The organism is Vibrio sp. 1CM8B (assembly GCF_023161685.1).
Classification (GTDB): Bacteria; Pseudomonadota; Gammaproteobacteria; order Enterobacterales; family Vibrionaceae; genus Vibrio; species Vibrio coralliirubri.
Map to the genome: position 1 here is coordinate 151455 of NZ_JALNTU010000009.1, position 14783 is coordinate 166237.

The 14783-nt window shown below is 43.7% G+C and carries 11 protein-coding genes; 8 read left to right on the plus strand and 3 right to left on the minus strand.

The window, feature by feature from the left end; translation table 11 throughout:
* Positions 1–316 precede the first annotated feature (316 nt).
* A complete protein-coding gene (locus tag MSG36_RS17420) occupies positions 317–1045 on the plus strand; it encodes a pseudouridine synthase (protein ID WP_248369024.1) in 729 nt (242 codons plus the stop codon).
* Positions 1046–1120: 75 nt separating this feature from the next.
* Here the strand turns inward: MSG36_RS17420 and MSG36_RS17425 are convergent, their stop codons facing one another.
* Together MSG36_RS17425 and MSG36_RS17430 are read right to left on the minus strand one after the other, a co-directional pair.
* Positions 1121–1768: a DUF2057 family protein gene (locus MSG36_RS17425; RefSeq protein ID WP_248369027.1), complete on the minus strand. Its 648-nt coding sequence runs from the start codon at positions 1766–1768 to the stop codon at positions 1121–1123.
* Between the two features lie 74 nt (positions 1769–1842).
* The gene (locus MSG36_RS17430) at positions 1843–2856 is read right to left on the minus strand and encodes a porin (protein WP_116871836.1); all 1014 of its coding nucleotides are present in this window, start codon (positions 2854–2856) and stop codon (positions 1843–1845) included.
* Between the two features lie 513 nt (positions 2857–3369).
* Here MSG36_RS17430 and dinG point away from each other — a divergent pair.
* The 5 genes from dinG (at position 3370) to MSG36_RS17455 (ending at position 8282) form a co-directional block, all read left to right on the plus strand.
* Positions 3370–5445 (plus strand): ATP-dependent DNA helicase DinG, encoded by a 2076-nt coding sequence (gene dinG / locus MSG36_RS17435; protein WP_017066711.1) that lies wholly within the window; start codon positions 3370–3372, stop codon positions 5443–5445.
* Between the two features lie 128 nt (positions 5446–5573).
* Positions 5574–6353, plus strand: a complete 780-nt coding sequence (locus MSG36_RS17440; protein ID WP_248369030.1) for a TSUP family transporter — start codon at positions 5574–5576, stop codon at positions 6351–6353.
* A gap of 22 nt (positions 6354–6375) precedes the next feature.
* On the plus strand, positions 6376–6924 hold the full coding sequence (locus MSG36_RS17445; RefSeq protein WP_248369032.1) for a primosomal replication protein: 549 nt from the start codon (positions 6376–6378) through the stop codon (positions 6922–6924).
* On the plus strand, positions 6914–7084 hold the full coding sequence (gene rsmS / locus MSG36_RS17450; protein ID WP_017055021.1) for a pleiotropic regulatory protein RsmS: 171 nt from the start codon (positions 6914–6916) through the stop codon (positions 7082–7084). The genes MSG36_RS17445 and rsmS overlap by 11 nt, the downstream gene beginning before the upstream one ends.
* 64 nt (positions 7085–7148) lie before the next feature.
* Complete coding sequence (locus tag MSG36_RS17455; protein ID WP_086971790.1) at positions 7149–8282, plus strand: cupin domain-containing protein; 1134 nt, start codon at positions 7149–7151, stop codon at positions 8280–8282.
* Between the two features lie 127 nt (positions 8283–8409).
* Here the strand turns inward: MSG36_RS17455 and MSG36_RS17460 are convergent, their stop codons facing one another.
* Entirely contained in the window at positions 8410–10527 is a 2118-nt protein-coding gene (locus MSG36_RS17460) for a methyl-accepting chemotaxis protein (protein WP_248369035.1), read from the minus strand.
* A 499-nt stretch (positions 10528–11026) separates the two neighbouring features.
* Here MSG36_RS17460 and emrD point away from each other — a divergent pair, with 499 nt between their 5' ends.
* A complete protein-coding gene (gene emrD, locus MSG36_RS17465) occupies positions 11027–12232 on the plus strand; it encodes a multidrug efflux MFS transporter EmrD (RefSeq protein WP_086971794.1) in 1206 nt (401 codons plus the stop codon).
* A gap of 333 nt (positions 12233–12565) precedes the next feature.
* Positions 12566–14656, plus strand: a complete 2091-nt coding sequence (locus MSG36_RS17470; RefSeq protein ID WP_248369043.1) for a S9 family peptidase — start codon at positions 12566–12568, stop codon at positions 14654–14656.
* The last annotated feature ends 127 nt before the right edge of the window (positions 14657–14783 follow it).

The window sequence follows — 14783 nt, forward strand, 5'->3', positions numbered from 1 at the left end:
TTCCCTATAGTTCTTACAAGCTCATTTAAAGTAGTGAGCGTGTTATAAATTGACCAGTAAGCCACTCTAAGAGTGAAAACTGCTTACTCGATAGTCGTACTCTATCTTATTTTTCATACAATCTTGATGACAGCATGAACCAAATCCGTGAGTGCGTTGTTATAATAAAACACGAAGGTATAATTAAACAAATCAGGCTTAAGAGTCCATCAACTTGTTCTATTTTGTGTCTTTTAGGCGCGCAAATGATAGCTCAATTCCGTTTCAGTGAAAACTTTTCAGCACACTTCGTTTACATTTTTGCAAGGTAGTTAACATGTCTACTCGCTCACGCAGCGCATCTCGTTCAGACAAACCGGCTCGTTCTGGTGCAACATTAAAACAAAGCGGTAATAGACAAAGCCGAAGCAGTGATAAGAATAACACTGGCAATTCGCACAAGAAATCTCACTCCAGTAAGCACCGATATAAAGGCAAGCCTACCAATGCAAAACCTAAGGTATCGCTCGAAGATCGCAAAGTAATTCTGTTCAACAAGCCTTTCGATACTCTCAGCCAATTTACTGATGGCGAAGGGAGAAAAACGCTAGCGGACTTTATTCCAGTGAAAGACGTTTATGCTGCTGGTCGCCTCGACCGCGACAGCGAAGGGTTAATGGTCTTAACCAATGATGGGATATTTCAAGCTAAGCTAACTCAACCAAACTCAAAATCCCCAAAGACATACTGGGTACAGGTTGAAGGCGCACCTTCTGAGGAAGATTTAGATAAATTGAGAAAAGGTGTCGAACTAAAAGACGGTATGACATTACCTGCAAAAGTAGAAGTGATGCAAGAACCTGAAGTGTGGGATAGAAATCCTCCAGTCCGCTTCAGAGCCGCGATACCGACAACATGGTTGGCTATTACAATCATTGAAGGGCGTAACCGTCAGGTAAGACGAATGACAGCCAATATCGGCTTCCCTACCCTGCGTCTTATCCGCTATTCAATGGGCAACATGAATGTGGGGCAGCTGCAGCCTGGTGAGTGGAAAGAGATCTAGCAAACAATTAGTAGAAATGAAAAAGCGAGGTACCTGTCATAGACAAGAACACCTCGCTTTAAAAAATTTTAGGTCTTACTTCTGGTCAATTAACCATTTTTGGAATGCTTTGCGCTCTTCTTCGTTTGCTCTTGAATACCATAGCTTAAGTTGAAGCGTATTTTCAGACTCTTGCACAGTACTGTCGGCAGCGACCGTCGCTCCAACTACTGCACCAGTTTGTACCGCCGCTAGTTCTTCTTTCAACGAACGAATCTTCCCTGAATCAAAAACTAAGCCTCTCTCTTGGTTGTAATCTTTAACCAACTGAGGAATATCGCTATAAGGCAGTGCGCCTTTAGCTGGAGGCAAGACTTCTTGCACGACTTCTGCATCATCACCGTTTACGGAGATACTGAATATAGAAAGCTCTCTGTCTACATTTTTTTCGATTTTCTCATACTTTCGGCTTACAAGATCAACGTCAACATCCGCATTTTCAGGAACATCTACAACCATAATGTAAGGAACTGTACTGATAAATTCGCGCTTACCTTTATCACTCAAATACCCTGTGTAATCTAAAACGAGTTGGTTTTCACCTGGGGCAAATACAGCATCTTCTGCACTTTCAACAACCTCGCCGTTCAAAGTATTTAGTGAAATACCAGAAGCTAAATCAAGAGCAGCCGTTGCATATGGTGCAGAGAATAGGCAGACAAAACTCAAATACCACTTGTTCATGTACGATTCCTTAATCAATAAATGTAAAAAAGCCAGCTAATAGCTGGCTTTTGTATAGCATAATTAACTACAGATTAGAATGTGTAGTAAACACCAGCAGTTACGCCGTCAGCATCAAGAGTTTTTGTATCTGTCTCGAAGTCAGCAGTTTGGTATTCAGCTAGGAATAGGATGTTGTCACGGAATGCGTAGTCAACACCAACTACTAGGTTAGATGAATCAACATCAGAGATTTTAGATACAACACCAGTGCTGCTTACACGCTCATCAGTCGTTGCTACTGCGTAAGTCGTGTATAGACGAACAGCGTCGATTTGGTAAGCAGCTGCGATACCCATAGTATCACCGTTACCGTAATTAGAAGTTAGGTCCCAGTAACCGTAACCTTGGTTACCTTCGTACTGTGCGTAAGTTGCAGCTAGGTATAGGCCACCAAACTCAGCAGAAGCAGAAACACCAGCAAGAGAGTAATCTACGTCTTTAGCAGCTTCACCAGTGATGTAAGAAGCACCGATAGAGAAGTTGCTGAATGCGTAGTCTGCAGAGATACCGTATGTGTTATCAACGTCGTCATCAGAGTTAGTATTAACATCAGCTACGATAGTGAAACCTTCAACGAATTGACCTTTGAATACAGCGCCGTGGCCAGCAGACTCGCGGTGGTGACCACCGGTAGAACCCATGTAGTTACCTTCGTTTGTGATATCGTCTTTCTGGATAGCGTCTGCAGATTCTGCTAGGTCACCAGTTTCACCGAAAGCCATACCCCAAGTGTCAGTTTTGAAACCAGCTAGAACATCATCAAACTTAGCGTTGCTGCCGTCAGATTCGATTTCGAAAGATGCGAATGCTGTGAACTGGTCGTTTAGCTTCTGTTCAGCGTCTAGTTGGATTTTTGCCCAAGTAGATACGTCTGCGTCTTTCTTCTCAGAACCTACGCCAGAAACATCGTCAACTTCAGATTGAGTTAGGTAGATATCTACCTCACCTTTTAGGCCAACTTTAGTATCGTCGTTAGAGTAAATTTCTGCTGCGTTAACAGAAGTTGCTGTAGCTGCGATAGCTAGCGCTAATAGAGTCTTTTTCATAATAAATCCACTGCCTTTTCTAAGAATGGGAGATCCTTGCCCGGTTCCCTTTTATTTTTATGACTGGTCATTACCACTCTTTGTTGGTTAATCACCGTCACTAAATTTCGAGGTCTAGATTGCAAAAGATTATCCTGCGTGTCAAATAAACTAAAAACAAACCTAAAAAAAACACAAAGCAATCAAAATCAACCACTTACATTTTTTTTCATTGTTTTACGAGCAGCTTATCCTTAGTTTTATCAGGAAATATAATAATCCAAAAAAAGAACAAAACAGCATTTAACACCGCAAACAACTCGCAACAACGCCACACTTCAGGATTTAACACCTACAAGCCGGTCTTTTTTAATATTTATATTTCACAACATAAATAAAATAGTTAAGTTCCTGATGGTTCAGTTTTTTTTTGTGAACAAGATCTACCTTTGATTCAAAAGCAAGCTATTTCACCGTAAATGTACCGACTAGTGATATGTGCTACTATCCTCGCTCCGTTACGTAGGTCACAGTATGCTAACTACTAAAATTCAAAAATCTATTCGCACCAGTTATCAAAACCTCCAAGATCAGTTGGACAACTTTGTACCTCGTCGTGCTCAAAATTACCTTGTTGCAGAAATAGCGAAGACACTTTGTGGTCAATACCACAAAAGTAATCGCATGATTGTTGCAGAAGCAGGAACGGGGATCGGGAAATCACTGGCTTATTTAATGGCTACTATTCCTGTCGCTGTGCTCAATAATCGAAAAATAGTCATATCGACAGCGACGGTTGCGCTACAAGAACAGCTCGTCAATAAGGATCTCCCTCTATATAGAAGACTGACTGATCGAGAGTTTTCTTTCATATTAGCGAAGGGTAGACAGCGTTATTGTTGTTCCGAAAAGCTAGCCGCTGCCTGCGGGGTTGATGGCGGACAAATGGCAATGTTCGAATCTAAGCCGAAGAAGAAGGATATCGACCAACTTCAAACCATGTACCGCAGCCTAACCCAAGGTAAATGGGATGGTGACCGTGATTCGTGGCCAAAACCCATCGACAATATGATTTGGCAGATGATTGTCAGTGATAAGCATAGCTGTAACAACAGTATGCCTACGCATAGAGACTGCCCTTTCCAGAAAGCTCGCTCAGAGTTAGATAAAGCAGACGTGATTATCGCCAATCACAGTTTAGTGATGGCTGATGCAGACTTAGGCGGCGGCGTGATACTTCCTGAACCAGAAAATAGCATCTATATATTCGATGAAGCTCACCATTTACCGCATGTAGCCAGAGATCACTCTTCTGCGGCTGCGAGCTTAAAAGGCGCGGCGTCATGGTTGGAGCGTTTGAATCAATCAATCACTAAGCTTTCAGGTCTTGCAGACGAGAAACGTGTCCACCGATTTAGAAATGAGCTGCAAGACTCAGTGCAACAGCTAATCCCGACACTGACTCAAATGAGCAAACAGTTTGACGCTAACCACTTTGAAGACGGCTTGTATCGCTTCGAACATGGCGACTTACCTGAGTGGCTAGAGAATGAATCTAAAGATCTCAAGCAACTCACACAAAAGGCGAGCCAAGCCGTTGCGAAGATTGCAGACCTAATTGCAGAACGAGTTAAAGACGGCGAGCTTTCAGCAAAACTTGCAGAGCCCGCACTGGCAGAAATTGGCTTCTATATACAAAGAACAGAGAACCTTGCCCAAGTTTGGCGCTTAATGGCAGAACCGAAGAGAGAAAAAGGCGCTCCTTTGGCTCGTTGGCTCGAACTGAACAAAGAAAGCGAAGGCGATTTCGTTGTGAATGTTTCACCACTAGAGGTGGGGTGGCAACTGGATCAGCAAATCTGGAGCCGCTGTGTTGGTGCCGTATTAGTATCTGCGACCATGAGGGCGCTCAACTCTTTCAGCTTTTTCTGTCATCAAGCAGGTATCAGCCAAAAAGCAGAAGATGGCGTACAATTTTTGGCTTTGGCATCACCGTTTGATTACCAGAATCAAGCTGAGTTGATCGTGCCGGCAATGAAGTACGAACCACAAGCACCTCAGTTTACTGAATATCTTATTGAAATTTTGCCTAAGGTAATAGAAGACAAAAAAGCCAATCTCGTTCTATTCTCTTCTTACTGGCAAATGAACAAAGTTGCAGAGGCGTTAGCAACAGATTTCGTTAAAAAGTCGTGGGCATTGCAGGTTCAAGGTGATACTTCACGAACTGAAATCCTAAAAAAACATAAAAAGCTAATAGACCAAGGTAAAACCAGCGTTCTTTTTGGAACTGGCAGCTTTTCTGAAGGTCTTGATCTACCGGGTGAGCTTCTTGAAAACCTGGTGATTACCAAGATTCCTTTTGGTGTTCCTACCTCTCCTGTAGAGCAAGCACATTCAGAATATATTGAATCACGCGGTGGCAACCCTTTTATGCAGATTACTGTTCCAGATGCGAGTAAAAAGCTTATTCAATCTGTGGGTAGACTACTGCGTAAGGAAAGAGATTCTGGTAAAGTCACGATCCTTGATAGACGCATAGTAACGAAGCGATACGGAAAGTCCCTACTCGATTCACTACCGCCTTTTAAAAGAACAATAAAATACTAATATCCCCTGCCCTCGAGGTAGTTATGGGCCTTCATCGCTAGGCCCTTGCATTCACAACCCAACATGACTAATCCGTAGATTTTTCATGTGGCTGCCCTATCAGCCGATAACGAGAACACTAGCTATTTATGGAAATGATTGAGCCAACCATGTTGGTCATACTTGCTCTGGTTGCATTTGCAGCGGGCTTTATTGATGCTGTCGCAGGTGGCGGAGGGATGTTAACCGTTCCAGCTTTGCTATCGCTTGGTTTACCGCCACACATTGCACTCGGAACTAATAAGCTGGCCGCAACGTTTGCTTCATCTACAGCTGCATTCACTTACTACCGTAAAAAGCTGTTCAAGCCTGAGTGTTGGGTCAATGCATTCATATCTACTTTAATAGGTGCGACAATCGGCACGCTCACTGTTGATGCCATTAGCACTGAGTGGTTAGAGAAGGTATTGCCGTTAGTCATTCTTGCCGCTGCTGTCTATACCATTTTTCATAAGACTCCAGATGTGAGCCATAATGTGTCTCCTAACCCTTGCCCTGTGCTTAAGAGAAAACAAAAGTACCAAGGATTCATTCTTGGTTTTTATGATGGGGTTGCAGGCCCAGGAACTGGCGCGTTTTGGACGGTAAGCTCTATGGCGCTTTACCGCTTAAACATCTTACTTGCCTCTGGTCTATCCAAAGCCATGAACTTTACCAGTAACTTTACCTCTTTGATGACCTTCGCGATTCTTGGTCATATTGATTGGGTTCTAGGTTTAACCATGGGTCTTTGTTTGATGGCTGGAGCATTCGTTGGCGCTCACTCTGCTATTCGTTTCGGTGCTACATTTATACGACCTGTGTTTGTTACCGTAGTAAGCGTACTTGCAATTAAACTGGCATACGAAGCTTGGTTTGTGAACTTATAGGCAGTAGCCAACGGGAAGTGAAATGAATCAATTTTCAAAGCTAAAAAGTGTCATTGATACCTTGATTGGCCATTGCTCGCAGGTTGATAAATCTCGAGGGGCTTATCATCAAGCCTTATTTGACCGAGCCTTATTTAAATGTGGCGCCTCTGTTTTGCTTCCCTATGCACTTGAAACTCAGGCAACGTACCGCACCATTGTACGTGAACAAACCTCAAATCAACTGACCGCGTCCAGAGCCAACTACCTGACAGAAAAACTGACCAATCAGATTGCAGCAATCCAAAGAGAGTTAGCCAACCACGATTTACGCTTGGACCGAAAAAGTAAGTCAGGGAAAACCCTTAACGATCTATACAACGAACTCGCTCAGCACCAAGACTGGCAAAAGCGATTGGTCGATTTAGTGCGAGTACGGAAATTAGCTTTTGATTCTGCGCCTCGCCACGGTAAGAAAAAAGCGGAAGAGGCTTGGCAGTTAGCCAAAGAGCGATTAGAACGCTGTGAAGACTCAATGAAAAATATTGAGAGACTGATTAACTTAGAGAACCCTAAGCGAAATGAACACTGATAACACACCATCACCACTGGATAACGCACCAGAAGAAGTTAAGTTAGCTGTCGACCTGATCTATCTGCTCGAAAGCAACGAAATCGATCCAAAAGTCGCGTTAGAAGCAATCAAAATTGTCCAGCAAGATTTACAAGCCAAACTAGCGTCTAGCATCTAGCATCTAGCATCTAGCATCTAGCATCTAGCATCTAGCATCTAGCATAAAAATATACAGGATTCACATGTACCAACTCAGCTTTTCTATGCCCGAGTTTCTTGAAAACTACTGGCATAAAAAACCAACCATCTTAAAGGGTGGCTTCCAAAACTTCGTCGACCCAATTTCGCCGGAAGAACTTGCTGGTTTATCGATGGAAGAAGAAGTGGATTCTCGCTTTGTCTCTAACCTCGACAATCAGTGGACTGCAGAACACGGCCCATTCTCTGAAGAAAAATTTGGCGAATTAACCGAAAGCCATTGGCAACTGATCGTTCAAGCTGCGAACCACTGGCACCAAGGCGCAAATCAGCTGACTGAGGCATTCCAAGCGTTACCAAACTGGTTATTCGACGATCTCATGATCTGTTACTCAGCACCTGAAGGCGGCGTAGGCCCACATATTGATCAATACGATGTCTTCATCATTCAAGGTCAAGGTAAACGTCAATGGAAGGTTGGCGCTAAAGATGTTGGCCAATACAAAGAGACTGTTCAAGCGTCTGCACTTCGTCAAATTGAAGGTTTTGACCCGATCATTGATGAAACTTTAGAGCCGGGCGATATCCTTTATATCCCACCGGGTTTCCCACATGAAGGGAACACGTTAGAGCCGTCAATGAGCTACTCTATTGGCTACCGCTCCCCTAAAGAACAAGAGCTGATCAGCAACTTTGCCGATTTTGTGCTTGCTCATGATATGGGTGACGTACACCTGCACGATCCAGAATTCAAAACGCAAGAAGGCTACGGAAAAATTCGTTCATCGGATTTAAGCAATCTCACAGACATGTTGAAATCTGCACTAGAGCAACCTGAAACCATCAGTGAATTCATGGGCTGTCTGCTAAGCCAATCACGCCACCAACTTGATATCGTTGCTCCTGAGCCACTATGGACTCAAGAAGAGATCGCTCAACACTTAGAGTCTGAAGGTGAGATTCACCGAGTATCAGGCTTAAAAGCGCTCTACCACGAAAATGAAAGCAACACGGCTTACATTAATGGTGAGGTGGTTAAGGTTGATGAAGCGGATTCTTCGTTACTCAACATACTTTGCGATGAGACCATGATTACCTCGGCTACTGCCCTATCTCCTTCGGGCATAACTGTCGTGACTGAATTGGTCAACAAAGGCTACTGGTTTATTGAAGAGTAAGCAGCGTCAACCGCTGGTTATTGACCAGCTTCTAGAGAAACAATTAAAAAAGGGACAAATGAAATCTTCATTTGTCCCTTTTTCTATTCAAGAATTGGTTAAGGATTAATACTTATACCTTGAACAACTATACCTTGAACTGATTGACCAATTTCTGTTGTTGTTGAGACAGCTGGTCAATTTCATTACCCACTTGCTCAGAAGCCGCGGCTTGCTCCAAGATCTTCGCACTCAAATCGCGAATATTAACCACGCTTTGATTTACTTCACCGGAAACCGATTGTTGCTCTTCAGCTGCTCGAACGATCTGACTGTTCATATCACTGATCGCCTCAATAGAAGTAAAGATCGACCCCAGATCTTCAACTGCTTTCTGAACGTGTAGTGCTGTGTCGTTTGCAAGTATATTGCCTTCTTGTATCGCTTCAACGACATCTTGAGTTCCAGCATGAACCTTGTCGATCACCGCTCTGATCTCACCAACCGATGATTGTGTGCGACTTGCGAGGTTTCTTACCTCATCCGCAACAACAGCAAAGCCACGGCCTTGTTCGCCAGCACGAGCTGCTTCAATCGCCGCATTCAATGCCAGTAAGTTAGTTTGCTCAGAAATCCCCTCAATAACACTTAAGATCTCGGTGATGTTACCGTTATTTTTTGCCAACTCTTCAACAATAGGAACAGCACTCGACATACGCTCCACCAGCTTTCTCATTTCACCAGCAGAAAGCTCGATAACTTGCTGCCCTTGTTGAGCAGAACGATTCGCTTCGCAAGCGGCATCAACGGCCACTTCTGCATTTTGTACCACTAAGCCCGCTGTTTGAGTCATCTCTTCAGCTGCTGTCGCCACAAGATCGACTTCTTTAAATTGAGATTCGCTGCTTTCTCGAGTGCTTGATGCCGATGCTTTAGCCTGGCTTGTCGTGCTCGCCACTTGCTCTGTGGTGTGAATAACTTCTTTGATCGTGTGTTGTAGCTTGTCTAAGAATAAGTTGAACCCTTTAGATAGCTGACCAATTTCGTCTTGAGACTTAACCTCTAAACGCTGCGTCAAATCCCCTTCACCAGAAGCAATATCGTTAAGTCGCTCGACCACTTGTCGAATAGGTTTAACAATTGAAAGTGAAGCAAATGCGATAATGGCTAAACCGAACAAAATGAACACAGTACCGGCAATCACTTCCGTCTTAATGCCTTCACTTAACTTGGTACTAATGATGGAATCCAATTTGTTGGCATCAGCGACGACGCTCTCTCTTGGGATCTCAAACAACACACCCCAAGTTTGGTTAGCCGCAACAACAGGTGCAAAGGCAAGTAACCACTCACCGTTCTCGCTCCATTGCGTTGTCACTTCACCACCAAAGATAAAGTCGGTCATTAAATCACTGTTTGTATTGTCACTTTGGAAGGTTGAACCGACTGCAATGCTTGAATCATCAGAAGCGATGACTGAACCATCTAGACTAACCACGTAAGCTTTGCCCGCACCGTTAAACAAGCTCTGGTCAGATTGAGTAATCACACTGGTTAAACCATCGAGTCTTAAATCTATACCAAGAAAACCAATCGCGACATCGTCGACTAAGATGGGTACCGAAATAGAGGACGTAAGTAGTGCTACACCACCGCTGTTCACAACTCTCGGCGTACTAATACACGTTTGCCCTGTAGACAAAGGACAGTAAAAACGTTCGCTATTGCTGTCATCATTCAAGATAGATTCTGAAAGAACGTTCGCTAGAACATTTTCACCGTTATCTGCCACCTTCCAGTAAGGAGCAAAACGACCTTTTTCGTTGGAACCAACATAATCAGCATCGACATAATTCGCATCTTCACTATCGAGCAAGTCAGGCTTGAAAACTAGATACGCTCCTTGAATAGAGTCGAAGTTTAAAACCGAGCGACGAACCATTTCATCCAAGGCGGTACGAAGCTCTTCACTTGGCGTAAAGTTTTCGTCTGCATTGTTCTTTAGAAACTGAGCACTGGCCGCAAGCATCTCTGCGCGGTAAATAGCTTCGTCTACATAACGTTGAGTTTCTTGAGCATTAAGCTGAGAAACAGACGCCAACAACTGCTGAGTTTTATTGATAACTGATTCTGAACTTTGAGATTTGATGACTTGTTGATTGCTCGTTGCGTTGTAGATCGAGAAACCAATAAGAGACAGTGACGTAATGATTAAACAACAACCTGCTAAGAGGGTTATTTTCCACTGTACCGATAGAGAGCGCATTTAATATCCTTATTTAAGCCAAAAGACTTCCATAACCATAACTATCACATCGACAACGAATTGCTGTACACAATGTAAATGAGTTAGACGAATAGCTTAGCGGATAATTACAGCACAAATTGCTTACATATAAAACGAAAGTTTACACAAATGTTAATAGAGCGTGTTTTCTTCCTTTTTTCTGTGATTTCAAATGATGTACTCATATAATCATTGGCTATGTTGCTTAGGTTTTAGCGCTGTGGATATAGCCAAAACATCGATATTTAAAGGAAGCCCACTCCACCCTCTCTCTCTTTAAAATACAGCGATTTCGGATTAGTTTTTATAATCTAAGTTATAGATTTTTATCTTGCTCAACTTCACACTTTTTGATTGCTAAGCCCGCAATCAAGCTCTAATATCTCGCGCCTAGATTCCCTGATCACTTTATTCATTTGGCTCTCCTTTAATGGAGCGCTAAGGCTTTTTACGTCTTAATTTTTGGAGAGATACGCAAATGTCCGCCTCGTTTCCATTAGCGAAACTTACCTTTTTAATCGCTATTCTGACTGCCGTAGGTCAAATGACTCAAACGATGTACGTGCCTTCTATCGGTCATATGGCAGGTGAGTTCTTAGTTTCGGCATCTTCACTGCAAGCGGTGATGGCGTGTTACTTGATCCCTTATGGTCTGTCGCAATTTGTCTACGGCCCACTTTCTGATCGCCTAGGTCGTAAACCGATCATCGTGATTGGTTTGATCATCTACATCATCGGTACTTTGGTAGCATTGTTCGCTCACGAATATGAATGGTTCTTAGCGGGCAGCTTTATCCAAGGTTTGGGCATCGGTTGTGGTGGTGCGATGTCTCGTACATTGACTCGCGACTGTTTTGAAGGCGCAGAACTGCACCGTGCAAACAGCTTGATTAGCATGTGTGTGATTTTCTCACCATTGATAGCTCCTGTACTGGGTGGTTACCTAACCGAAGTTTTCGGTTGGCGTTCTAGCTACTTATTCCTTGCGCTGTTTGGTATTGCTGTTGTGATCACTATGATGACGAGCATGATGGAAACACTGCCGAAAGAACGACGCAAGCATGAATCGGTTGCCAACAGCTACAAGTTCGTTCTGTCTGATAAACGTTTCCAAGGTTTCTTATTGGTATTGGTCGCAACATTTGCTGGCGTAGCCGTATTTGAAGCAGCGGCAGGTGTGTTGCTTGGTGGCGTGCTTGGCTTACCGGCAACGACAGTAAGCTTGTTGTTTGTCTTGCCTATTCCGGGTTACTTAGTCGGTGCTGGCTTATCTAGTTACATCGCACAACGTCGCTCTGAGCGCCGCGCACTGAATGTTGGTCTAATAGCTATCTTGGTAGGCTCAACAGTGGTATTGATACCGGGTCTGTTTGGTCATACAACAGCATTAACCTTAATTGGCGGTGCAACCATTTACTTCTTGGGCGCTGGCATATTATTCCCAGCAGCGACAACAGGGGCACTTTCGCCATTCCCGTACCACGCTGGTACCGGAGGTGCGATTTTAGGTGGCATGCAAAACCTAGGGGCTGGCATCGCGACACTATTGGCATCGTTCTTCCCAGCTCAAGACCAATTGCCACTCGGTTGCTTGATGATTGCAATGTCATTCATCGCTATGCTTGGTTTACGTTGGGTTAATCGTAAACCTGACCACTCAAACGAAATGCCATTGGCTATTTAACGTAAAGCTCAAATCCGGCCAAACAAAAGAAAGGGACATACTGAAAAGTGTGTCCCTTTTTTGTTGCACCTTATTCCTTCCACTCTCACGTATCAGTAATTTCATTTAACATTGCTTTGATTTTTTGAAAACAATAACTGACACTTACGATAAAGGTGCATATCCTGAATCCAATTACAAATAATATCACTGGAAGATACCCAACCAACAAAGGATGCTGGCATCAAAAAGAGTAAGGTGCACACTAAGGATATATAGATGCGTATCGCTTTAACCACATTAGTCGTATCAATAGCGCTTGTCGCCGGATGCAGCAATCAAGGAATCTCAACCATGAACCACTACTCTCAATCACAACTCGTCGCTCAGCAAACCCAAGCACCCGTTGCTAAGAAAGTCCCTCACGCAATGACGATTCATGGTGACAGCCGAATCGATGATTACTACTGGATGCGCGATGATGCACGCCAAGATCCAGAGGTCTTGCAACAACTTGAACAAGAGAATCAGTACGCAGATACAGTGCTGAAACATACAGAAGCAGCACAAAAACAATTATTTGAAGAGATCAAAGGCCGAATCGCCAAAGACGACAATTCGGTACCGGTTCGCAAAGGCAGTTACTACTACTCGAATAAAGTCACAGGCGACAACGAATACCCAGTTCACCTGCGTGAAAAAAACTTTTTAGGCACAGACAAGCAAGTCATCTTAGATGTTAACGAGCTAGCAAAAGAACATGATTTTTTCAGTATTGGTGGCTTAACGATCAGCCCAGACGAAAATTTGTTGGCCTATGGCGAAGATACGCTGAGCCGCCGAATTTACACCATCAAGATCAAAGACCTCACAACAGGTGAATACCTAAAAGATGAAATTGAAGGTGCTTCAAGTGCTATCGCATGGCAAAACGACAACCAAGCCTTCTACTACATCAAAAAAGATCCACAAACATTGCTGGGTTATCAAGTTTACCGCCACGTGTTAGGCACCGCTCAGGCAAGCGATGAGTTAATCTACGAAGAAACCGATAGCGCTTACTACACCTCTTTGAGTAAAAGCAAAGATGGTGAACAGGTCTACATTTGGCACTCGAGCACAGAAACCAGCGGTGTTTCAGTCATCGATGCCAACAACCCAAAGGCTACAGCTGAGGCTTTCTACCCAAAAGAGACAGGCATAGAGTACAGCATCGCTAAGCTAGGTGATTGGTATTACATCTACACCAACTACCAAGCGGTCAACTTCCGTTTAATGAAAGTCACCGCCGAAGAGATGCATGACCGCTCAAAATGGGTCGATGTCATCCCAGCGGACGATAATACTCAGCTTGTTGATTTCGAGTTGTTTGATGACCATCTTGTTTACGAGCAACGCGCGGATGGCTTGTCTACAGTGAAAGTTCGCCAACTCTCAACAGGCCACGAGTTCCCACTTGAATTTAACGACACCGCATTTGCCGCTTACCTAACGAGTAACTATGAATTAGATAACTCAAAAGTTCGTATCTATTACAGCAGCTTAACCACGCCAGGTACTTATTATGATTTCGACCTAAGTACAGGTGAATCCGAGCTCATGAAGCAAACACCCGTATTAGGTGATTTCGAAGCGGATAACTACCAATCAGAGCGAATCATGGTTACGGCCCGCGATGGTAAGCAAGTTCCTGTGTCTTTGGTTTATCGTAAAGACTTATTTAAGAAAGACGGCACTAATCCAATCTACCAATACGGCTACGGTTCTTACGGCTCTACGATTGAACCTACCTTCAGCTCAACTCGCCTAAGCCTACTGGATAGAGGTTTTGTTTATGCCATCGCACATGTCCGCGGTTCAGAAATGCTTGGTCGCCCTTGGTATGAAGATGGCAAGAAACTGACCAAACAAAACACGTTCAACGACTTTATTGATGTAACCAAAGAGCTTGTTGAAGAAGGCTATGGCGCAAAAGATAAAGTGTTCGCCGTTGGTGGCTCTGCTGGCGGTCTATTGATGGGAGCAATCATCAACCAAGCACCAGAACTGTACCGTGGTATTGGTGCACATGTTCCGTTTGTAGACATTGTGACAACCATGCTTGATGAATCGATTCCTCTAACCACCAACGAGTATGACGAATGGGGTAACCCGAACGATAAAGCCTACTACGATTACATGCTGGGGTACTCACCGTACGACAACATTAAGGTACAAAACTACCCGAACATGTTGGTAACGACAGGCCTGCATGACTCACAGGTGCAATACTTTGAGCCAATGAAATGGGTGGCGAAGCTGCGTGAAATGAAAACAGACAACAATGTGTTGCTGTTCAAAACCGATATGGAAGCCGGTCACGGTGGCGCTTCTGGTCGATTTAAACGACTAAAAGAAGACGCACTTGAATACGCGTTCTTTTTGGATTTACTAAAGACTCAATAGATTCTACGTAACTGTAAGTATTCACATCATTTAATGTCGCCATTTTGTCTCCACAAAGTGGCGACAGAAATTATCAAGCATGGTTAAATACGATGAACCATGAAATTCACCAAATCAAAAGCCTTTA

What these genes read in the sequence shown, in the direction of transcription:
- MSG36_RS17430 (WP_116871836.1), bottom strand. Translation starts at nt 2,856, where the DNA reads ATGAAAAAGACTCTATTAGCGCTAGCTATCGCAGCTACAGCAACTTCT.
- MSG36_RS17445 (WP_248369032.1), top strand. Translation starts at nt 6,376, where the DNA reads ATGAATCAATTTTCAAAGCTAAAAAGTGTCATTGATACCTTGATTGGC.
- rsmS (WP_017055021.1), top strand. Translation starts at nt 6,914, where the DNA reads ATGAACACTGATAACACACCATCACCACTGGATAACGCACCAGAAGAA.
- emrD (WP_086971794.1), top strand. Translation starts at nt 11,027, where the DNA reads ATGTCCGCCTCGTTTCCATTAGCGAAACTTACCTTTTTAATCGCTATT.
- MSG36_RS17460 (WP_248369035.1), bottom strand. Translation starts at nt 10,527, where the DNA reads ATGCGCTCTCTATCGGTACAGTGGAAAATAACCCTCTTAGCAGGTTGT.
- MSG36_RS17470 (WP_248369043.1), top strand. Translation starts at nt 12,566, where the DNA reads ATGAACCACTACTCTCAATCACAACTCGTCGCTCAGCAAACCCAAGCA.
- dinG (WP_017066711.1), top strand. Translation starts at nt 3,370, where the DNA reads ATGCTAACTACTAAAATTCAAAAATCTATTCGCACCAGTTATCAAAAC.
- MSG36_RS17455 (WP_086971790.1), top strand. Translation starts at nt 7,149, where the DNA reads ATGTACCAACTCAGCTTTTCTATGCCCGAGTTTCTTGAAAACTACTGG.
- MSG36_RS17420 (WP_248369024.1), top strand. Translation starts at nt 317, where the DNA reads ATGTCTACTCGCTCACGCAGCGCATCTCGTTCAGACAAACCGGCTCGT.
- MSG36_RS17440 (WP_248369030.1), top strand. Translation starts at nt 5,574, where the DNA reads ATGGAAATGATTGAGCCAACCATGTTGGTCATACTTGCTCTGGTTGCA.
- MSG36_RS17425 (WP_248369027.1), bottom strand. Translation starts at nt 1,768, where the DNA reads ATGAACAAGTGGTATTTGAGTTTTGTCTGCCTATTCTCTGCACCATAT.